Raw genomic sequence first — 19,953 nt, 5'->3', positions numbered from 1 at the left:
TTTGCGCCGTCATCCCGGGCCTTGTGCCCGGGACCCCTCTGTCCGCCGCAGGTGCAGCGGGGGCGGTTCGCTGGCGAACCGCTTGCATCTCACAGTTCAGCTGAACCAGGGGTCCCGGGCACAAGGCCCGGGATGACGGTTGAGAGGGGAGGGGATGACCAGTCACAGCCGCCTCACCCCGCCGAACGTCGCCAGGTCGGGCCGGGTCTCCAGCAGGCGCCGCACGTCGGCCGAGGTGAAGGCGCGGTTCACCGGATAGAGGGCGTCGTAGACGGCCGCCACGAAGGCGTAGTCGGCCGGGCTCTCGACGGCCCAGCGCACCTCGCCCTGGTCGGGCTGGGCCAGCAGGGCCAGGGACGACCAGCGGACCGGCGCGGGCGGGACCTCCGGGGCGTMGCCCGCCCGCAGCCGCAGGGCCGCGTTCTCGGCGGCCAGGCGGCGCAGGCCCTCGGCCGTGATCACCTCCACCCCCTGGCCGGCCGGCCAGGCCGCGCCGGGCGAGCGGTTGGTGGTGTGGTCGGCGTGTTCGGCCAGGTGCAGGTCCAGGGTCGCGTCGATCAGGTCGGGATCGATCAGCGGGCTGTCGTCGCCCACCCGCGCCACATGGTCGGCCGGATGGGCCTCCAGGGCCCCGGCCAGGCGCGCCAGTTCGTCCTGCGGCGGACCGCGGTGGACGGCGATCGCCTCGCGCCGGACCACGGCCTCCAGCACGTCGTCGGCGGGGTCGGTGGTGGTCGAGACCACCAGCCGGTCCACCCGCCGCGACCGCGCCATCCGCTCGATCTGGCGCACGATCAGCGGCGCCCGGGCCAACGGCATCGACGGCCGCCCCGGCAGGCGTTCGGAGCCCATGCGGGCCTGGAGGACGGCGAGGATCAGCGGCGGTCGAACTTGCTGAAGGCCCAGTAGACGCCATAGGCCAAGGCGCCGGCCAGCAGGAACGTCAGCGGTATGGAGATCGGATCCATGCTCAGTCCTCCATCTTGCGCAAAACATAGTGGGCGGCGACCTGCAAGGCAATGAAGGCGGCGACCGCAGAGGCGCCGGCGAGCCCCACGGTTCGGCCGGACGACACGGGCTGCAGGAAGACCGTCACCAGCATGGCGATCGACAGGGCGTTGCCCGTGGTCGCCAAGGCCTTCCTCATTTCGTTGCGAGCGGCCTTGCCTGGCCGTGGCGCTGGAATGGCGGGCTCCGTCATGCCGTGAACATAACAAGAACAATCTTCGCGCGCAAGCCGCGCTCCAGCTCGCCTTAAGCGCTTGTCGCGCTGTCGCCCCGCGCGTCCATCCGCGCCACCACCTCGGCCGCGGCGCGGCCGGTCTCGTCGACGGGCTCGTAGGTCCAGCCGTGGAACGCGCCGCCATAGGGGCGGGCCGCGCCCATGCTCTCCAGCTCCTGGTGGAACAGGCGGAATTTCAGGCTGGTCCCGTCCATCTTCAGGATGAACACCGGCTTGCCCGTCGAGGCCGCCTCGGTGGCCATGTTGGTGGAGTCCTCGGTGACCAGGATGTAGTCGGCCGCCGCCAGGAAGGCGAAGTAGGGGTTGGCGCCCGTTCCGTCCCAGATCATGCCGGGAAGGTGCCGCAGGCGGGCCGTCAGCAGGGCCTTGGCCTGCTCGGGCGTGCGCCGCGAGAAGGTCATCAGCAGGCTGCCGCCCTCCTGCTCCAGGGGCAACTGGATCTGGTGGGCGATCTCGGCCGCGCGCAGCGACGACAGGTCGAAGGCCTTGGACTTGCCGCCCAGCAGCACCGCCACGCGCGGATGGGGCAGGGCGTCGATGCGCTCCTTGAACTTCTCGTATTCGCTGTCCAGCCGCTGGCTGGTGACCCGGTGCGGCGAGCCGGTGATCGGCAGCACGTTGTCGCCGGTCAGGCGGTCGTGCTTGGGCGGGATCACCAGGTCGAACATGTTGGCCGGGACGCGCGGGTCCTGGATCTGGACGACATAGGTCTTGCCGCCCGACCAGCGCTTGGCGCGGATCGACAGGGGCAGGGTGKCGCGGCCGGCGGCGATCCACAGGTCGGGCCAGGGCGGGGCGATCTCGCTCTCGGGGGTCAGCCAGCGGCGCGGCAGCCAGTTGGCCCACCAGGGCAGGCGGCCGGTGCGGCCGCTCCAGCCCACGCGTTTGACCACGATCCTGGCCGGGACCTGGCGGGCCACGGCCTCGGCCAGGCCCAGGGCCTGGGCCTCGATGCCGGCGCGGCCGTCCGAGATGGCCCAGACGGTGATCGGCTCCCTGACGGGCGTTTCGGGGGCGGGCGAGGCGGCTTCGGGCGCCGGCGTCTCGGCGACGACCTTCGGCGCGGCCTTGCGGCGCGGCGCGGGTTTCGGCGTCTCGACGGGGACGGTCGGCGGCTTCGGCTTGGCGGCCGCGCGGGGCTTGGCCGGGGCCGGCGCCGGCGTTTCGACCTTGGGGGTCTTGGCGGCGGCCTTCGGCGCGGCCGCCTTCACGGCGGCCGGCTTGGACGCGGCGGGAGCCGCAACGGCCGAAGCCTTGCGCGGCTTGCCCGTCTTCGGGGCGGCCTTCGGCGCCGCCGCGGCGTTTTTCTTGGTTTCAACCACGTCGGTGATCCCGGCCATAGCAAAGCGACGCGTCGACCAAGCTAAGCCGCTCGACGCGTCGCATGCAAATGTCCCTGGAATGGGGCTTAAGCTAGACCCACTCGACCTTGAGGATCTCGTAGGCCTTCACGCCGCCGGGCGTGTTGACCTCGACCACCTCGCCGACTTCCTTGCCGATCATGGCGCGCGACAGCGGCGAGCTCAGCGAGATGCGGCCCGACTTCACGTCGGCCTCGTGCTCGCCGACGATCTGGTAGCGGGCCTCTTCCTCGGTGTCCTCGTCKACGACGCTGACCGTCGCGCCGAACTTCACCTGCTTGCCCGACAGTTTCGAGACGTCGATGACCTGGGCGCGCGCGATCTTGTCCTCGATCTCGGCGATGCGGCCTTCGATCCAGCCCTGGCGTTCCTTGGCCGCGTGATACTCGGCGTTCTCCGACAGATCGCCATGCGACCGCGCCTCGGAGATCGCGGCGATCACCGCCGGCCGTTCGATCGTCTTCAAACGCTTCAGTTCTTCGTCGAGGGTCTGGTAACCCCCGGCGGTCATCGGCACTTTTTCCATTGCGGATTTTAGCTCGGTTCGCCCAAAGGGAGGAAGACTCCCGGACGTTGGCGCGCACGACCGGGGGCTGAGAGGATAGGCGCCGCGTTAGCGATAAGCAAGTACCCGGCCCGAAAGCGAAGCTTGACCCCGTTACGGGCCAGGATCAAGCGCGTCGGCGGACCGCTTGTTCCGAATGCTTGTCCCGGGGCAGCTGGAACTGCCCGACCAGTCCGGCCAGGTCGCTGGCGTCGCCGTTCAGGGTCTGGGTGGCGGCGGCGGTCTGCTCGACCATGGCCGCGTTCTGCTGCAGCACCTGATCCATCTGGTTGACGGCGGTGTTGATCTGGCTGAGCCCCTCGGCCTGGCTCTGGGCGCTGGCGGCGATCTCGCTGACCAGGCCGTCGATCTCGGCGATCTGGGCGACGATGCCCTCCAGGGCCTGGCCCGTGCGGCCCACCAGGTCGACCCCGGTCCCGACCTGGCTGGTCGAGGTGGTGATCAGCTGCTTGATCTCCTTGGCCGCCTCGGCCGAGCGCTGGGCCAGGCCCCGCACTTCCTGGGCCACGACCGCGAAGCCGCGACCGGCGTCGCCCGCCCGCGCGGCTTCCACGCCGGCGTTCAGGGCCAGCAGGTTGGTCTGGAAGGCGATCTCGTCGATCACCCCGATGATCCGCGAGATCTGGGTGGCCGAGGTCTCGATCGCGCCCATGGCCCCTACCGCCTCGTCGACCACCTCGCCCGAGCGGCGGGCGTCCTCGCGGGCCTGGGCCACCACCTTGGCCGCGCGGCGCGCGCCGTCGGCGGTGTGGCCGACCGTGGCGGTGATCTCGTCCATGGCGCTGGCGGTTTCCTGCAGGCTGGCGGCCTGCTGCTCGGTGCGGCGCGACAGGTGCGAGGCGGCGTCGGCGATCTGGTCCGAGCCACGGCGCACGCCGGCCACGCGGTCGTCGATCACCACCAGGGCGTCCGACAGCTTGCCGGCCGCCTGGTTGAAGTCGGCGCGCAGCTGCTCGTAGGACTCGGCGAAGCGCTCGACCAGACGCACCGACAGGTCGCCCTTGGCCAGGCGCGACAGGCTTTCGGCGAGGGCGTCGACCATGTCGGCCCGCTGGCGCTCGGCCTCGGCCTGGACGGCGGCGTGGGCGACGCGGCCGGTCTCTTCCGAGCGCCGGGCCTGTTCGGCGGCCTGGTCGGCGTCGCGCGCCTCGGCCATGGCGGCCTCGGCCTTGGCCCGGGCCCGCTCGGCCACGCCGAACATGTGGCTGACGCTAGCGCAGATGCCGATCAGGGCGCCGGCCTCGACGATCAGGATCACGGCGTGCAGGATCACGCGACCCAGGCTGGCCGAGCCCGGGAACACGGCGGCGGGCAGGAGGTAGCTGAGGCCCAGGTGGTGCACGGCCACGGTGGCGGCCGCGGCGGCGATCACGGTCCAGTCGCAATAGACCACCAGCAGGGCCAGGGCCGCGAAATAGGCCATGTGCATGTCGATCTGCCAGGCGTGGCCGTCGACGGCGGCGACCAGCAGCGAGACCTGGGCCATCAGGGCCACGCCCGACAGCGCCCGGCCCAGCGAGCCGTTGGCGCTGAGCTTCAAGGCCAGGCCGCCCAGCACGGCCGCGCCGGCGCTGGCGATCGCCAGGCCCACGAAAGGTCCGCCCAGGATCAGCTTGGTCGCGACCACCAAGGGGACCATCAGCGCCGTCAGCAGGGCGATCATCCGGGCGCCGGCCTGGCGCTGGGCGTCGAGGTTGGAGAAGGTCAGGCGCATCAGCGGGTCTCCGGGGCCAGGGGCGAGCTCAGGGGTGAGCAGCGCCCCGCCGCGTCGGGGTCGAGCAGCAGCCAGGCCCCGGCCGCGCGCAGGCGCGGACCCAGGGCGTCGGGCTCGCCGCGCAGGATCAGGATGAAGGGCGCGCCGCCGGCCCCGGCGATCTGGCCGGCCGAGGCGGCGGCGGAAGCGGCCTGGGCCGGGGTCCACCAGGGCGGGAAGACGGCGGCGACCCGGGCGGGGTCACGCGGCGCGGCGCCGGCGGCCACGGTGGCGAACAGGGTGGTCAGAATGGTGGCGCAGACGGCCAGGACCAGGCCGGCGGTCGAGGTCGCGCCCCGCGTGCTCTCTGCCTTGCCCCGATCCACAACGGTCTCCGCCCGATTCAAGCGGGGAGCATGGCGAGCGGGGTGTGAGGGAACCCTTAACCAAGCTTAACGGCGACGCCGTGTCGCAGGGGCGGACCCAAGGAACCCCTCTCTCTTAGAGAGAGGGAGGGGCCCGCCGCGAAGCGGTGGGAGGGTGAGTGGTTTCACCGCTGGCCGGAGAAGGCTCCATGCGGTCCGCCGAGACTAAGACGACCGCCAGTAAGGATTTTGGGGCTTCTCGCAAAGCCAATGAAAAGCCGCGCTTCATTCGGTGAGGGTGTAACCACTCACCCTCCCATGGCTTTGCCATGGGCCCCTCCCTCTCTCAAAGAGAGAGGGGTTCTTCAGATCACGCGTAGTCGTACGGCCCGCCGCGCTCCAGCGCCGCCTTGTAGGCCGGACGCGCATGGATGCGGTCCAGGAACGCCTTGACCCGCGGGCGCGAGGCGGCCCCGGCCCGGGCGGCGCCGGCCTCGAGCGGGAAGCTCATCATGATGTCGGCGGCGGTGAAGTCGGGGCCGGCGAACCAGGCGGACTTGGCCAGCTCGGCGTCCCAATAGTCGATGTGGCTCTTCAGCTGCGGGTCGACGAAGCCGCTCTGGGCGCGGGCGGCGATGCCCTTGACCAGGCCCTTCAGCAGGCCGGGCGCGCGGGCGGGCAGGGCGGTGAACACCAGCTTCAGCAGCAGCGGCGTCATTGCCGAACCCTCGGCGTAGTGCAGCCAGTAGGTCCAGCGCAGCCGCTCGGGCGTCCCGGCCGGCGGGACCAGCCGGCCCTGGCCGTAGGTCTCGACGATGTATTCGACGATGGCGCCGGTCTCGGCGATGGTCTTGTCGCCGTCGGTGATCACCGGCGACTTGCCCAGCGGGTGGACGGCCAGCAGCTCGGGCGGGGCCAGCATGGTCTTGGCGTCGCGCTGGTAGCGCTTGACCTCGTAGGGGACGCCCAGCTCCTCCAGCAGCCACAGCACGCGCTGGCTGCGCGAATTGTTCAGGTGGTGGACGACGATCATGGCTGGGGCTCCCCGAGGCGTTGCGCGCAGGGTGGCAGGGTGACGTGGAGGTCCGTCAAGGGCGGAACGGCCACCCCGGGCTCGGGCCGTTACTTGGCCGCCGGATGCAGGAACGCGGCGGCCACGGCCTTGGCGGCGGGCAGGCCCAGGCTCCTGGCGACGGGATAGTCCTTGGTCCCGCACACGATGGACAGGGCTTCCCGGCCCAGCGTCCCGGGCCTTTCCGGCTCAAAGTCCGAGGCGGCGGTGTTGTCGTTGCTGATCACCGCGTCGGTTTCGTCGAAGACGACGATGCGGTCGACCTTCGAGGTCAGGGCCGAGCAGTCGAACTGGTAGGCCAGGATCGTGTAGGCCTCCTTCGGGTCGAAGCGACGGTCCCGGCTGAAGATCAGGGCGCGCGCCGAGCGGATGTGGCCGTCTTCCTTCACGGTCGAGCGGTCGATCAGCATGACGGCCTGGTCGGTCTTGCCGACGAACCCGTAGTCGTCGGCCGCGGCCGAGCCGGCCATGGCCAGCAGGCCGGTCGCGAGCAGGCCCGCGATCATCGCATGTCGTCCCAACGATCTTCCCCCGGTTGCGTCTCGACAGGCTGTCGTGGCGGCTCGACGCGCGGGCGTCAAGCGCCGGCCAGACCGTTGCGCCACACCACCAGTCCGATCACCACGGCCACCACCTGCACGAACACGATCAGCGTCAGCCAGGCGCTGAACGGCTGCTTGCGGGTCTTGTGGCGAAAGACGGGGCGAGCCGCCAACGCGCCGGGGCTGCCGCCCAGGGCGGCCAGGGTCAGCAGGGCGCGCTCGGGCACGCGCGAGCGCCCCCCACGGACCTTGTCGGCCGCCGCCGCCTTGTCGAAGCCGAAGATCGCGAAGGTCAGCAGGTTCAGCACGCCCAGATAGACGGCCACGAACAGGATCACGCCGGCGTTCCGATCGGCGGGGTCACGGGCGCCTCCAGCGGCTTGAGGTCCGGCTTCACCCAGCCCCGGCGGGCCGCCACGCTGAACAGCCGCTCGCGCGACCAGAAGGTCAGCGGCCAGGCCTTGTCGCCCATCGGCGTGGCCAGCAGCCGGGCCGAGGCCTCGCCGTCGCCGATCCCGGCCGGCAGGGTCGCCACGAAGGCGCGGATGGCGGCGAGGTACGCCTGGGTGATGGTCTCGTGATAGCCGTTGTGGTCGTCGTTCACCCCGCCGACCGCGACGTTGTAGGTCTGGATGATGCCCGGCATGTCGCGCTCCAGGCCTTCGTTCCGCGTGCGGACGAGGCGCAAGGTGGCGGTCAGGTGCGCGGCGTGGGTCCACTGGTCCTTGGGCAGGCTGTGGTCCAGCAGGCGGCGGGCCAGGTCGGCGACGGCTTCGTCGGTGTAGGAGGCGGCGGCGGTCATGTCCTCGGCGCTAGCACGGCCGCCGGGCCGCGCCTAGCGGGCTGGACCCCGTCCGATCAGAAGTCGCGCGTGAAGCCGAATTCCAGGCGCTGACGGCTGTAGCGGCCCAGGGCCACGTTGGACGTCGCCCGGGCGGCGACGGCCTGGGCGTACGGGAAGGCCCCCATCACGCGCCAGTCGCGCCGCGAGACCCGGAAGGACACCCCGATCTCGCGGTCGGCGCGGCGCACGCCGAACACCGAGGACCGCCCCTCGAATTCGCGCCGCTGGCCGTAGGGTTCGAGATAGCCGAGCGTCGACAGGGGCATGGCGAACAGGCGCCCCACCGCCACGCGGGCGTCGCGATAGCTGAGCTCGGGGCTGGCCAGATCGTGGGCGTCGAGGTTGAGGCCGGCGCGCCAGAGGGCGCTGGGGCCCAGGAACCGGGTGCGATTGACCTGGAGGCCGTAGGTCCAGCCGTCGAAGGCCGCCGAGCGGCCGTTGTCGATCCGGTCCAGGTGGGCCGAGCCTTCCCATCGCGTATGCGCGTCGCCATAGACCTCGCCGCCCAGCTGCAGCCCGCGCCAGGTCTCCAGGTGGGCGCCGCCGTAGTCGATGTCGCGCCAGGTGGCCAGCAGGCTCAGCCGGGCATGGTCGGCCAGCCGGATCTCCGGGCCCGCGAACAGGCTGACCTGGTTCTGGTCGAAGGCGCGTCCCGAGGCGTCCAGCACGACGGCCGAGGCGCCCAGGCTCACGGAATAGGGTCCCGCGAGGCGGAGGCGGCGCTCCAGCGAGCCGCTAAGCGTGGCCGTCACGCCGGCCCGGCGCCGGGCGTCGTCCGACAGGGTGAAGGGCAGGCCGTGCAGGTCGACCGTCGTGGCGCTGGTGGCGCCGTTGAGGTTGCTGTCCGGGGCGAGCGCGCCGGACAGCGTGATCCGCAGGTCGCGCCGGGCCTCGATCGCGTCGAGCCGGGCCACGACCAGGGCGCGCCGCGCGGGGTCCAGGTCGCCGGCCAGGGCCAGGCGGTAGGCCAGGGTCGCCGAACGGTCGCGATGGGCGGCGAAATGCAGTTCGCCCACCTGGAAGCGGGCGACCGCGTCGGTGGCGTCCCGGGCCAGATGGCCTTCCAGCAGGGCGATCGCCTCGGAGGTCCGCCCCAGCTTGGCCAGGAGCTCGGCGCGCAGCCGCACCCCCGCCGGCAGGGCGGCGATGTCCGGCCGCGCGTCCAGCAGGGCCAGGGCCGCGGCGTAGTCGCCGGCGCGCAAGGCCGGGGTCAGGGCCTCGGCGAAGGCTTGGTCGCTGATGGGCGCCGGCGCCTGGGCGCGGGCGGCCCCGCCCGGGGCGAGGGCGCCCAGGGCCACCAGCGCGAGCGCCAGGATCGGCGCTCGCGGAAAGGCCGGGGTCACTAGTTCTTCTTCAGCCCGCCGACGCCCATCATCGAGCCGCCGCCGGCGGCTCCTTCCAGATGATAGATGAGGCCCACCTCGACGGGGGCGCCGCCGGGCTCGCCGAAGAAGAATCCGCTCACCACGCCGGTCATGCCGGTGTTGCTGGCCGGACCGGTGAAGCCGCCATTGCCGCCAAGGAGGTTGCCGTTGAACGTGAAGGCCAGATTGGCCGGCGCCGTCACGGCCGCGCCCGAGGCGTCGAGCATCTTGAAGTTCGACGTCGACCCGTTCACAGCGCCGGTGGCGAAGTTGGCGGTCATCGTCACGTCGCTGGCGGTCGAAAACGTCGCGTTCGACGCGTTGGTGTACAGGCCGCGCGTCCCGCCGTCGTAGCGCGCCGTGCCCGTGGTCGGGAGGGCGGGCGACGACAGAATCTTGCCGACCGCGAAGAAGGTGTACGCGCCGCCGACGGGATTGGGCGCCACCTTGCCCAGTTGGACGTAGTCCAGACCGCCCTGCAGGACGTTGGTGATGTCGAACAGCGTCAGGTTGCCCGTACCGCCGGGCCGCAGGCCGCTGATGTCGTTGATATAGCTCTCGCCGATCCGCACCGGCCCCAGGCCGTCGTCCTTGCTCTGGAAGTTGGCGTAGTACTTGTTGATGACGCTGGCGCCGCCCTGATAGCCGAGGACCCAGGTTTCCTGGGCGATCTGCGGCAGCGCGTCCTTACGGAAGATCTGGAAAGAATCGAAGGTGGCGCTGCTGGTCGGTGAATCGAAGCGGATGCCGATCTGGGGACCGTTCATCTGGAGCGTGCCCGTCTTGGCGCACGAGATCGCGCCCGGCGTCGCCGTGCAGTTCGAGGCGTAGGGCGCGGGCGGCGTCACGGGCGGGGTCACCGGGGGCGTCCCGCCGCCCGATCCGCCGCCGCCGCTGGCGCAGCCCGAGACAGCCGTCATCGCGGCCAGGACAAAAAACAAACGCTTACGCAACATGGATCACTCCCCCAACAGGCGGGCGATAGCAGGGGCGACGCGCCGACGCAATCCAGGATAGTGGCGTGGCGCTCACAACCGCCCGCGCCGGCCGCCCTTGAGCTTGTCGATCGCCCTCGGCGCTGGATGAGGCGTCCGGATCATCGTCCCGACGTCGGCCACCGCCTGGGCGGCGTGCAGGTGGGCGGCGGCGTGATCGAGCATCGAGGGCGGCGAGGCCTTGGATCGGGCGGCGGGCACGAGCAGGGCGACCTTGCGGGCCATGGCGGCCAGGTCGCCGATGGCCTTGGCCCTGTCGCGGGCGCGCCGGATCTCGGCGGGATCGTCGGTGCGTTCCAGGATCGCCCAGGCCGCGTCGAGGGCGGCCATCAGCTTCTGCTGGAAGGTGAAGCACCAGGTGGGGATGTCTTGAGCTTGGGTCATACCGACAGTGTGCGGCCGTCCCGGAGGGTGGGGATCGGAAACTTGTATTTTCGTGTAGCGCGTTGATTTCGTTGAGGGCGGTTTCGGAAATCGCGGGGATAGAGGGCTCTTCTCGTCCCCCTCCAACCGTTATCCCGGGCACAAGGCCCGGGACGACGGTGTTGAAGGGCATGTCCCTCCGCCCCCCGCCCCCGTGGATAATCTCTACGCCCCGCCCGTTCCGCAGGCTTCGTGGGCGACCTGGCGTTCCAGGTCCTGCAGGTCGGTCAGGGCCTGGACCTTGGCGTCGCGCAGGTTCTTGGCCTTGGCCGCGGCGATCTCGCGGGTGAACAGCGCCTTGCCCTCGGCGATCAGCGCGCGGGCCTTCGCGCAGTCGCCCGGCTCGCCGGTGTGGGCCAGGAAATAGACGTCGCGCAGGATCGCCAGGCTCGATYCGGTGCCGGCCGCCAGACCCAGYCAGCGGCGACGTTCGGCGGGGTCGCCGTGGTCGTCCATGAAGTAGTGGATCGTCACCCTGGCGGCGTCCTCGCGATAGCCGCGCAGCACGCCCTGCTGGGCCGCCTCCAGCTGGGCGGGCGACAGGCGGCCGCTGGAAGGGTCCGTCGCCGTGCCTGCCGCGTTCGCCGCCTCGGCCGCCTGGACGGCGATCCGGGCCGCGTCCCCCGGCTTGGTCGGCGAACAGGCGGACGCCGACAGAGCCAGGGCCAGGGCGAGGGCGGTGAGGGCGGCGGCGCCCAGGGCGCGGTTCGGCTTCGGCATGGGCCATTCCTGCGGCTTCACAGCCAACTTGAGCATGGAGGAAGGACGGCCGCAACGGGACGGCGCGGCGAAGGGGGACACGCCGCGAGGGCGTGTCCCCGGCCCTAGGCCTGTGGATAACGTCCGCGCGTCCTAGCGGATGACGTCGTACATCTCGCCGTGCTGGCGCATGTCCACCAGCTTGGCGGTCGGGATGAAGTAGGTCTCGTCGACATACTGGCTGGCGTCGTGGCCGGTGGGGCCGCCGGTGAAGTCGCTGACGCCGCTGAGCTTGTTGTAGATGCGCTTGCTGGGATGGATGTAGGCGCCCTTGGCGTCGGCCTTCACGACCAGGGCCGCGCCGTAGACGCAGTCGGGGCAGCTCTTGTCGTCGCTGCCGCCGAAGTTGATCTGGTAGATGTCGCCGACGCGCGGCGCGCGCAGATAGGCCAGGTCGTTCTTGGTGTTGGCGGCCTCGGAGACGGCGACGGTGGCGATCAGCGCGCCCACCGCGCCCAGGCCGACGGCCCAGCCCCGGCGATCCATGAAGTCGATCGGCGGCTTGCCGAGCTTGGCCTCGAAGGTCTTGGAATTGAGCAGCGGCGACTGGCCCTGGCAGGTGTCGCAGATCGCGTAATAGGCCTTGCCGGTCACCCAGCGGAACAGCCACCAGACGTGGCGCACGGTGTAGGCCAGGACGACGGTCGCCGGTTCGTCCTTGCCGCAACGCGGGCAGGGCTGGTCGCCGGTGTTATGGAAAGCGCGCTGCTTGCGCGCGGAACCCCACGAAAAGAACATCGATTTCCCCCCATCCGGCGCCCCCGTCGTCATCGGATGATGCGCGGCGGTTACCGGTGTCATGCTCGCATAGACTGCGAAGCTTGACCTTTCAAGGTGGGGTGGCGTCCAGGCTTTTCGCGTCGAAGGGGAGAGGGCGCTCGAGCGGAGCCCAAACGAAAACCGCCGCGACCGGTCCTTTCGGCTGATCGCGGCGGTTCTGGTTATCGACCCCTCATCCGACCCTTCGGGCCACCTTCTCCCGCAAGGGAGAAGGACGGGGATTTACTGGTAGCTTTGCAGCGGCCGGACCTCGAGCGCCTTGGCCGGGGCGCTGGAGATGGCCTGGGCGGCGGCCAGGGCGCCGGCGCTGGTGGTGTAGTAGGGCACCTTCATCATCAGCGCCGTGCGGCGGATCTCGAAGCTGTCCTCGAGCGCCTGCTTGCCCTCGGTGGTGTTGAACACCAGCTGCACGCCGCCGTTCTTCATCACGTCGACGATGTGCGGACGGCCTTCCAGCACCTTCTTGACCAGCTCGACCTCGACGCCCTGCTCGGCCAGGTAGCCGCGCGTGCCGACGGTCGACAGCACCTTGAAGCCGGCCGCTTGGAGCAGCTTCACCGGCTCGACGATCCAGGGGCGGTCGCTTTCCTTGACCGAGACGAAGGCCGTGCCCGAGGTGGGCAGGGTGACGCCGCCGCCCAGCTGGCTCTTGGCGAAGGCGCGGGCGAAGGCCGGGCCCAGGCCCTGTTCGCCCTCGCGGATCCAGTCCAGGCCCATGACCTCGCCGGTCGAGCGCATTTCCGGGCCCAGCACCGTGTCGACGCCGGCGAAGCGGGCGAACGGGAAGACCGCTTCCTTGACCGCGATGTGGTCGTAGGGGACGTCCTTCAGGCCGAAGCTGGCCAGGGTCTCGCCGGCCATCACCTTGGCGGCGATCGCCGCGACGGGGCGACCGATGGTCTTGGCCACGAACGGCACGGTGCGCGAGGCGCGGGGGTTCACTTCCAGCACATAGATGCGCGGATTGGCGCTGTGCGGCTCCTCGATGGCGAACTGCACGTTCATCAGGCCGCGGACGTTCAGGGCCAGGGCCATCTTCACGGTCTGGCGCTTCAGTTCCTCGACGGTCTCGGCGCTCAGCGAGAAGGGCGGCATCGAGCAGGCGCTGTCGCCCGAGTGGACGCCGGCTTCCTCGATGTGCTCCAGCACGCCGGCCACGAACACGTCCTTGCCGTCGCACAGGGCGTCGACGTCCACCTCGGTGGCGCGGCTCAGATAGTGGTCCAGGAGGATCGGGTGCTCGAGCGAGATCTCGCCGGCCCCGGCGATGTAGCGCTCCATGGCCTCGTGGTCGCGGATGATCTCCATGCCCCGGCCGCCCAGCACGTAGGACGGGCGCATCACGAACGGGAAGCCGATCTTGTCGCCTTCGGCCCGGGCCTCGTCCCAGGTGCGGGCGATGGCGTTCTCGGGCTGGGCGATGTCCAGGCCGTTCAGCAGCTGCTGGAAGCGCTCGCGGTCCTCGGCTAGGTCGATGGCGTCGGGGGTGGTGCCCAGGATCGGCACGCCGGCCTCTTCCAGCGCGTGGGCCAGCTTCAGCGGGGTCTGGCCGCCGAACTGGACGATGACGCCGGCCATCTCGCCGCTGCCCATCTCGACATGCAGCAGCTCCAGCACGTCCTCGGCCGTCAGGGGCTCGAAGTACAGGCGGTCGGAGGTGTCRTAGTCGGTCGASACGGTCTCGGGGTTGCAGTTGACCATGATCGACTCGACGCCGATCTGGTCGAGCGCGAAGGCCGCGTGGCAGCAGCAGTAGTCGAACTCGATGCCCTGGCCGATCCGGTTGGGACCGCCGCCCAGGATCACCGCCTTCTTGCGGTTCGACGGCAGGCTCTCGCACTCGGGGATCTGGCCCAGGGCGCCGGTCTCGTAGGTCGAGTACATGTAGGGCGTGGTGGCGGCGAACTCGCCGGCGCAGCTGTCGATGCGCTTGAACACCGGGCGGACGTTCAGGTCCTGGCGGGCCTTGCGCACGGCCTTCTCGGTCGAGCCGGTCAGCTTGGCCAGGCGGGCGTCGGAGAAGCCCTGGGCCTTGAGGGCGCGGAAGCCTTGCGCGTCGGTCGGCAGGCCGCCGGCCCGGACCCAGCCCTCCTGGCGGATCAGCTCGGCGATCTGGCGCAGGAACCACGGCTCGTAGCTGCAGGCGGCGTTGACCTCTTCCACGGTCAGGCCGTGGCGGAAGGCCTGGGCGATCACGCGCAGGCGGTCGGGGGTCGGGGTGCCCAGGGCGCGGATCACGGCCGCGCGGCCGGTGTCCGGGTCATCGGCGCCGGCGATCTCGACCTCGTCGAAGCCGGCCAGGCCCGTTTCGAGGCCGCGCAGGGCCTTCTGGACGCTTTCCTTGAAGGTGCGGCCGATGGCCATCACCTCGCCGACCGACTTCATGGCGGTGGTCAGCAGGGGTTCGGAACCCGGATACTTCTCGAAGGCGAAGCGCGGGATCTTGGTGACGACGTAGTCGATGCTGGGTTCGAACGAGGCCGGGGTCGCGCCGCCGGTGATGTCGTTCTTCAGCTCGTCCAGGGTGTAGCCGACGGCCAGGCGGGCGGCGACCTTGGCGATCGGGAAGCCGGTGGCCTTCGAGGCGAGCGCGGAAGAGCGCGATACGCGCGGGTTCATCTCGATCACGACCATGCGGCCGTCGGCCGGATTGACGGCGAACTGGACGTTCGACCCGCCGGTCTCGACGCCGATCTCGCGCAGCACGGCGATCGAGGCCGCGCGCATCCACTGGTATTCCTTGTCCGTCAGGGTCAGGGCCGGGGCGACGGTGATCGAGTCGCCGGTGTGGACGCCCATCGGGTCGATGTTCTCGATCGAGCAGACGATGATGCAGTTGTCCGCMGTGTCGCGGACCACTTCCATCTCGTATTCCTTCCAGCCCAGGACGCTCTCTTCGATGAGCACTTCGGTGGTCGGCGAGAGGTCCAGGCCGCGCGCGACGATCTCCTCGAACTCTTCCACATTGTAGGCGATGCCGCCGCCGGTGCCGGCCAGGGTGAAGCTGGGGCGGATGATCGCCGGCAGGCCGACGAACTCCAGGCCTTCCTTGGCCTCGTCCATGGTGTGGGCGGCTTTGGAGCGGGGCGATTCCAGGCCCAGCTTGTCCATGGCGTCGCGGAACTTCTGACGGTCCTCGGCCTTGTCGATGACCTCGGCCTTGGCGCCGATCATCTCGACGCCGAACTTGGCCAGGACGCCGGCCGATTCCAGGGCCAGGGCGGTGTTCAGCGCGGTCTGGCCGCCCATGGTGGGCAGCAGGGCGTCGGGCCGCTCCTTCTCGATGATCTTGGCGACCATGTCGGGGGTGATCGGCTCGATATAGGTCGCGTCGGCCACGTCCGGATCGGTCATGATCGTGGCGGGGTTCGAATTGACCAGGATGATCCGGTAGCCCTCGGCGCGCAGCGCCTTACAGGCTTGCACGCCCGAATAGTCGAACTCGCACGCCTGGCCGATGACGATCGGGCCGGCGCCGATGATCAGGATCGAGGAGATGTCTGTTCTTTTGGGCATAGGAAACTCGCGCGCAGAGACACGGTCGCGCACATCCGCGCGCCCGCTGCCGACCATCTTGCAGGTTAAGCCGCCCGTTTAGAGAGGGAGTCGGTTTGGTGCAACCCTAGAGTCGGGGAGCGGGGTTYGGCGAGGCGACGCGCCGGACCCCGCCGCCGGGCGGGCGGTCGAAGCTTGGCTAAAGACACATCCGGAGCGTGGCATTCGCCACAGGCGGCGAGGGGGCCTCGACGCAGTCTTGGGCCAGGAGCGCCAGGCCCGGCCAGCGCGACCTGAACCCGGCTTCACCCCTTCCCGCGTGAGATATCCCATGGCTAACCCAGACACTCCCGCCCCGGCCTTGCCGCGCGTCAGGATCGCCGCCCACGGCGTCGACAATCGCGGCCTGGAGGCCGCCGCCCCGCCCGGAGCGGGGTTCGGCCGCTTTGGCCGCATGTTCTCTGCCCAGGGACGGCTTCTGCCCGATTCCTGCCTCCTGGCCATCGCGACCGCCGTCGTCAAACCCAGGGACCTGGGCGTGAAGATCGACGTCCCGGAAGCGGTCGACGAGAACCCGCTGATCTCCGCCGGCTACACCTATTTCGGCCAGTTCATCGATCACGACATCACCCTGGACACCACGCCGCTGAAAGCGCGGGGCGTCGACGTGGCCGCCCTGACCGATTTCCGGACCCCCGCCGTGGACCTGGACTGCGTCTATGGCCGCGGGCCCGACGACCAACCCTATCTCTACGAAGCCGACGGCCTGCATCTGCGCCTGGGCGCGGACTTGGACCCGCCTGTCGCGGGAGCGGTCCAGGCGCGCCGCGACGTGCTGCGCCTGGATGATCCGCACGGCCAGCCGCCGCCACCGGGAAAAGGGCCGAAGCCGGCGATCCTGGGCGACAAGCGCAACGACGAGAACCGGATCGTCGTCCAGATCCAGGCCGCCTTCATCGCCTTCCACAACAAGGTGGTGGACGACCGCGTGCTGATCGAGGCATTCGACGGCATCTGGGACGATCCGGCCAGCCGCTTCCGCACGGCGGTCGACATCGTCCGTTGGCACTATCAGTGGCTGGTCCTGCACGACTATCTGCGGCGGGTGCTGGAGCCGAACGCCCTGTCCGACATCCTGGTGGCCGGCGGGCCGCCTGACCTGAGGCACTATCAGAACGGCCAGGTGAAATGGGCCTATATGCCGGTGGAGTTCGCCGGGGCGGCCTATCGCTTCGGCCACTCGATGGTGCGCCCCAGCTACGCGCTGAACGGGACGGTCGGCGCCGACGCCGCCCTGGGCACGACGGGCGACGAGGAGACTTCGCCCCAGCCGCCGCGCCTGCCGGTGTTCTCCGACGGCCGGCAACTGGAGAACCTCAACGGTTTCGGCTTCGCCCTCCCGGCGACGTGGGGCATCGACTGGTCGTTCTTCTTTGAAATTCCCCGCCACGCCGGGACGCCCCAGGGCTTCCAGCTGCCGCAGCCGTCGTATCGGATCGACGCCCAGCTGGTCGAGCCGCTGGCCAAGCTGCCGGAGTTCCGCGAGGAGGGCTCCACCCCGTCCACCAGCTTCCTGCGCAACCTGGCCTATCGCAACCTGGTGCGCGGGGTTGTCAATCTGCGGTTGCCGTCGGGCGAGCAGGCGGCGCGGATCCTTGGGATCAACGCCCTTCCGCCCGAAGTGCTGTGGAGCGCCGGGTCGCGGACGATCTACCGGCCGGACGACGCCGGCGGCTGGACGCGGTTCAACACCGACGAACTCGCGACGCTGCTGGGCGAGGAAGACGCCGATGAATTGGCCGAGACCCACGCGCGCCGCCAGGCGGTCTTCAACGACTGGGTGGTCGCCGACGGGCGGCTGAAGGGGGCGACGCCGCTCTGGTACTACGTGCTGCGCGAGGCCGAGTTCTACGGCGACAGCCGCAAGGCCGAAGGGCCGACAGCGGCGTTCGGCGGTCAGCACCTGGGGCCGGTGGGCAGCCGGATCGTGGGCGAGACCTTCGTGGGTCTGCTCTGGAACGACGAGGCGTCGTTCCTGCGACGCTTCCCCGGATTCCGGCCGCATCCCAGCCTCGCCCCGGCTGGCGACTTCACCATGGCCGACCTGCTGCAGTACGCGCTCTAGCGACCGCTGATCGCCGGCGGGGCCGGCACGGTCGGCGTCCCCGGCGGGACCTCGGCGGGCTCGTCGGTCAGGCTCCAGGCCCAGCCGGCCTGGGCCCGCTCGTAGCCCATGCGGAACAGGGCCTCGCGGTTGTCGCTGGCGAAGTCCAGGCCCGAGGTGTCGACGTCGGCGCTGTCGGGGATGGCCGCGTACAGCAGCTGGCCGCCGTTGCGGCGGGCGAAGGCGCTGCTGGCCGCCAGGTGGGTGCGCATCAGGGCCTTGCTCATGGCGTCCCACGAGCGGCCGACGATCGCCCCGGCGTTGCCCTTGGTGAAGCCGAACGCCCCGCCGACCTTGCCGTTGACGATCACGTACAGCCGCCCGGGCCGGACCTGGCCCTTGGCGGCGGTCCACAGCAGCAGCGACTCGGGGGCCACGAAGAACGGGATGGTGACGCCGCCGTCCACGTGCATCTCCGACAGCCTCCTGCCCTGGCCCTGGATCTCGATCAGGGTGGGCGGCAGGACCCCGGGGATGCTGGCGCTGGCCACCAGCACGTCCTTGAACAGCTGGCGCGAGGCCGGGTCGCCCCGGCTGGCGATCGCGCCCATGTCCCAGATCACCGTCTCCTCGGTGTCGAGGTTGGTGGTGGCGATCAGCAGGCGACGGCCGCGCTTGTGCTCGGCGACGATGGCCTGCAGCAGGTCGTCGGTGACGCTGGCGTCGACCAGGGCCTTCAGGCCGGCGGCGCTGTAGACGCTGGTGTGGAACAGCAGGCCCAGGCCGCGGGGCTTGAGCACCTTGCCGGCCGCCTTGCCGGTATAGGCCTCGGTCAGGCGGTCGTCCCAGGTGGGGCCGAGGAAGGCGTAGGGGGCGGTCAGGGCGCCGGTCGAGACGCCGGTGACGATATCGAACTCCGGCCGCTCGCCGCGCTTGGTCCAGCCGGCCAGCACCCCGGCCCCGTAGGCCCCGTTCGAGCCGCCGCCCGACAGGGCCAGGACGTCGAAGGTGCGCTGGGCCGAGGCGCGCTTGCGGGCGGGTTCGGCGAAGCGGATGGCGGCTTCGCTGTCGCTGGCGTTGAAGCGCAGCCCGGCCAGGCCCTGGGGCGGCGGTCCGGCCAGGTCGCCGGCGGTGTAGGCGTCGCGCGACAGCGACCCGCAGGCGGTCAGGCTCAGGGCGGCCAGGACGATGACGAGAAGGCGGGCTGGACGCATGGGCTCGAAGCTCGCTGCCGAAACCCGCGAACCCTGTTACGGCCAAGGACAGCGCGCAAGCGCCTAAGCGAGCGCGCAAGAAAAATGGGCCGGCGCCAGGCGCCGACCCATCTGTCTTTCGAACCTAGGAGGCGATTAAGCCTGCAGGTTGCCCGCGGCCATCTTGCCGCTGCGGCGGTCCTGTTCCAGGTCGTAGGTGATCTTCTGGCCTTCATCGAGGCCGCGCAGACCGGCGCGTTCAACGGCCGAGATGTGGACGAAGACGTCAGCGCCGCCGTCGTCGGGTTGGATGAAGCCGAAGCCCTTGGTGCCGTTGAACCATTTCACGGTGCCGGTAGCCATAGTGGTAGTCCTTGCAGTCAATATTCGTCGGCGGAGGAGTTCCGCGCGTCGATCAAATTTCGTTGGGGGTCGGTAGGCGCGTCCGGCGCTCTCGCGAAGAGAGCATGGAAAAGCAGGCCGAACGGCAGCGAATTCGATAATGCACCATGGGCCTCGAAACCCTTGGGAGCAAGTGAAATCGTGAATCGTCTTGAATCGCGATTAGTTTTGGACCCCAAGCAGCGCCTTGAACGTTAAGCAAATTCTCTCGCGCTATTGCGGGAATTGCTGAGTTTCGAGGACTGCACCATGACCCTGATCGAGCGGATTCCTCTGCTGAACGACCGGGAGCTGCTCACGCTCCTGGGCAACGCCCGCCGGCTGGACGTCGTGGGCACGCCGGCTCAGCGGCTGGCCGCGGCGGAAGTCCTGCCCGTGCTGGAGCTGGAAGCCTCCAAGCGCCGCCAGGTCACGCTGGAAGCGGCCACCGTAAAGCGCGGCGCGGCCGCCGCCGCCCGCCGCAAGGCCGCCGCCGCCGCCCAAGCGGCTTAGGTTTCACCGAAATAACCCGAACCCCGCCGTAAAGACGCCTTGCCTCCGTCGCTGTTGATAGTCATTCTCAACAACGACGGAGCGCTTCGGAGGCGATCATGGTGTTTCTGACGGCGGGGGCCGGCTGGCTGGCCCTGATGATGCGAGCGGAACGGACCCGGGCGGGCCACGACGCGCCCGACGCCGACTGGCTGCTGCACGCGCCGACCGAGTCCGAGGTTTTCGACGACGAGGACGCGCCGCTTCTGGCGGCGGAGTAGA

At 70.2% G+C, this 19,953-nt stretch carries 21 protein-coding genes; 3 read left to right on the top strand and 18 right to left on the bottom strand.

Going from position 1 to position 19,953, the window contains the following annotated elements:
• Window positions 1-162 precede the first annotated feature (162 nt).
• The 16 genes from AC1U89_RS11945 to carB form a co-directional block, all read right to left on the bottom strand.
• A complete protein-coding gene (locus AC1U89_RS11945) occupies window positions 163-879 on the bottom strand; it encodes a cytidylyltransferase domain-containing protein (protein WP_479900015.1) in 717 nt (238 codons plus the stop codon).
• Window positions 880-970: 91 nt separating this feature from the next.
• A complete protein-coding gene (locus tag AC1U89_RS11940) occupies window positions 971-1,135 on the bottom strand; it encodes a hypothetical protein (protein WP_479899913.1) in 165 nt (54 codons plus the stop codon).
• Between the two features lie 119 nt (window positions 1,136-1,254).
• Window positions 1,255-2,232, bottom strand: coding sequence for a mitochondrial fission ELM1 family protein (locus AC1U89_RS11935; protein ID WP_479900014.1), 978 nt, complete (start codon window positions 2,230-2,232; stop codon window positions 1,255-1,257).
• A 424-nt stretch (window positions 2,233-2,656) separates the two neighbouring features.
• Complete coding sequence (gene greA / locus AC1U89_RS11930; protein WP_018061146.1) at window positions 2,657-3,130, bottom strand: transcription elongation factor GreA; 474 nt, start codon at window positions 3,128-3,130, stop codon at window positions 2,657-2,659.
• Window positions 3,131-3,275: 145 nt separating this feature from the next.
• Window positions 3,276-4,883, bottom strand: coding sequence for a methyl-accepting chemotaxis protein (locus tag AC1U89_RS11925; RefSeq protein WP_479899912.1), 1,608 nt, complete (start codon window positions 4,881-4,883; stop codon window positions 3,276-3,278).
• Window positions 4,883-5,248: a hypothetical protein gene (locus AC1U89_RS11920; protein WP_479899911.1), complete on the bottom strand. Its 366-nt coding sequence runs from the start codon at window positions 5,246-5,248 to the stop codon at window positions 4,883-4,885. The genes AC1U89_RS11925 and AC1U89_RS11920 overlap by 1 nt, the downstream gene beginning before the upstream one ends.
• 349 nt (window positions 5,249-5,597) lie before the next feature.
• Window positions 5,598-6,260, bottom strand: a complete 663-nt coding sequence (locus AC1U89_RS11915; protein WP_479899910.1) for a glutathione S-transferase family protein — start codon at window positions 6,258-6,260, stop codon at window positions 5,598-5,600.
• An 89-nt stretch (window positions 6,261-6,349) separates the two neighbouring features.
• Window positions 6,350-6,805, bottom strand: coding sequence for a surface-adhesin E family protein (locus AC1U89_RS11910; RefSeq protein ID WP_479899909.1), 456 nt, complete (start codon window positions 6,803-6,805; stop codon window positions 6,350-6,352).
• A 71-nt stretch (window positions 6,806-6,876) separates the two neighbouring features.
• Window positions 6,877-7,179, bottom strand: coding sequence for a DUF1294 domain-containing protein (locus tag AC1U89_RS11905; RefSeq protein WP_479899908.1), 303 nt, complete (start codon window positions 7,177-7,179; stop codon window positions 6,877-6,879).
• The gene (locus AC1U89_RS11900) at window positions 7,176-7,643 is read right to left on the bottom strand and encodes a hypothetical protein (RefSeq protein WP_479899907.1); all 468 of its coding nucleotides are present in this window, start codon (window positions 7,641-7,643) and stop codon (window positions 7,176-7,178) included. Before AC1U89_RS11900 ends, AC1U89_RS11905 begins: the two co-directional genes overlap by 4 nt.
• A 56-nt stretch (window positions 7,644-7,699) precedes the next feature.
• Entirely contained in the window at window positions 7,700-9,028 is a 1,329-nt protein-coding gene (locus AC1U89_RS11895; RefSeq protein ID WP_479899906.1) for a surface lipoprotein assembly modifier, read from the bottom strand.
• Window positions 9,028-10,005, bottom strand: coding sequence for a HupA family protein (locus tag AC1U89_RS11890; RefSeq protein ID WP_479899905.1), 978 nt, complete (start codon window positions 10,003-10,005; stop codon window positions 9,028-9,030). Before AC1U89_RS11890 ends, AC1U89_RS11895 begins: the two co-directional genes overlap by 1 nt.
• Before the next feature lie 72 nt (window positions 10,006-10,077).
• Window positions 10,078-10,428: a hypothetical protein gene (locus AC1U89_RS11885; RefSeq protein ID WP_479899904.1), complete on the bottom strand. Its 351-nt coding sequence runs from the start codon at window positions 10,426-10,428 to the stop codon at window positions 10,078-10,080.
• 204 nt (window positions 10,429-10,632) lie between these two features.
• The gene (locus AC1U89_RS11880; RefSeq protein WP_479899903.1) at window positions 10,633-11,187 is read right to left on the bottom strand and encodes a hypothetical protein; all 555 of its coding nucleotides are present in this window, start codon (window positions 11,185-11,187) and stop codon (window positions 10,633-10,635) included.
• 132 nt (window positions 11,188-11,319) lie between these two features.
• Complete coding sequence (locus AC1U89_RS11875) at window positions 11,320-11,964, bottom strand: zinc ribbon domain-containing protein (RefSeq protein ID WP_479899902.1); 645 nt, start codon at window positions 11,962-11,964, stop codon at window positions 11,320-11,322.
• 264 nt (window positions 11,965-12,228) lie between these two features.
• Window positions 12,229-15,522, bottom strand: coding sequence for a carbamoyl-phosphate synthase large subunit (carB, locus tag AC1U89_RS11870; RefSeq protein WP_479899901.1), 3,294 nt, complete (start codon window positions 15,520-15,522; stop codon window positions 12,229-12,231).
• A 310-nt stretch (window positions 15,523-15,832) separates the two neighbouring features.
• Here carB and AC1U89_RS11865 point away from each other — a divergent pair, with 310 nt between their 5' ends.
• Window positions 15,833-17,626: a peroxidase family protein gene (locus AC1U89_RS11865; RefSeq protein ID WP_479899900.1), complete on the top strand. Its 1,794-nt coding sequence runs from the start codon at window positions 15,833-15,835 to the stop codon at window positions 17,624-17,626.
• Here the strand turns inward: AC1U89_RS11865 and AC1U89_RS11860 are convergent.
• Together AC1U89_RS11860 and AC1U89_RS11855 are read right to left on the bottom strand one after the other, a co-directional pair.
• The gene (locus tag AC1U89_RS11860) at window positions 17,623-18,819 is read right to left on the bottom strand and encodes a patatin-like phospholipase family protein (protein ID WP_479899899.1); all 1,197 of its coding nucleotides are present in this window, start codon (window positions 18,817-18,819) and stop codon (window positions 17,623-17,625) included. The genes AC1U89_RS11865 and AC1U89_RS11860 overlap by 4 nt on opposite strands.
• A 135-nt stretch (window positions 18,820-18,954) precedes the next feature.
• Window positions 18,955-19,161 carry a cold-shock protein gene (locus AC1U89_RS11855; protein WP_029908363.1) on the bottom strand — a complete coding sequence of 69 codons (207 nt, stop codon included), beginning with the start codon at window positions 19,159-19,161 and terminating at the stop codon, window positions 18,955-18,957.
• A 288-nt stretch (window positions 19,162-19,449) separates the two neighbouring features.
• Here AC1U89_RS11855 and AC1U89_RS11850 point away from each other — a divergent pair, with 288 nt between their 5' ends.
• The gene (locus AC1U89_RS11850) at window positions 19,450-19,692 is read left to right on the top strand and encodes a hypothetical protein (RefSeq protein ID WP_479899898.1); all 243 of its coding nucleotides are present in this window, start codon (window positions 19,450-19,452) and stop codon (window positions 19,690-19,692) included.
• Between the two features lie 98 nt (window positions 19,693-19,790).
• The gene (locus tag AC1U89_RS11845; protein ID WP_479899897.1) at window positions 19,791-19,952 is read left to right on the top strand and encodes a hypothetical protein; all 162 of its coding nucleotides are present in this window, start codon (window positions 19,791-19,793) and stop codon (window positions 19,950-19,952) included.
• Window position 19,953: the final 1 nt, after the last annotated feature.

The organism is Caulobacter sp. 05T431 (assembly GCF_056665975.1).
The sequence above is the reverse complement of the archived record's forward strand: the minus strand, read 5'-3'. Positions and strand labels throughout refer to the sequence as shown.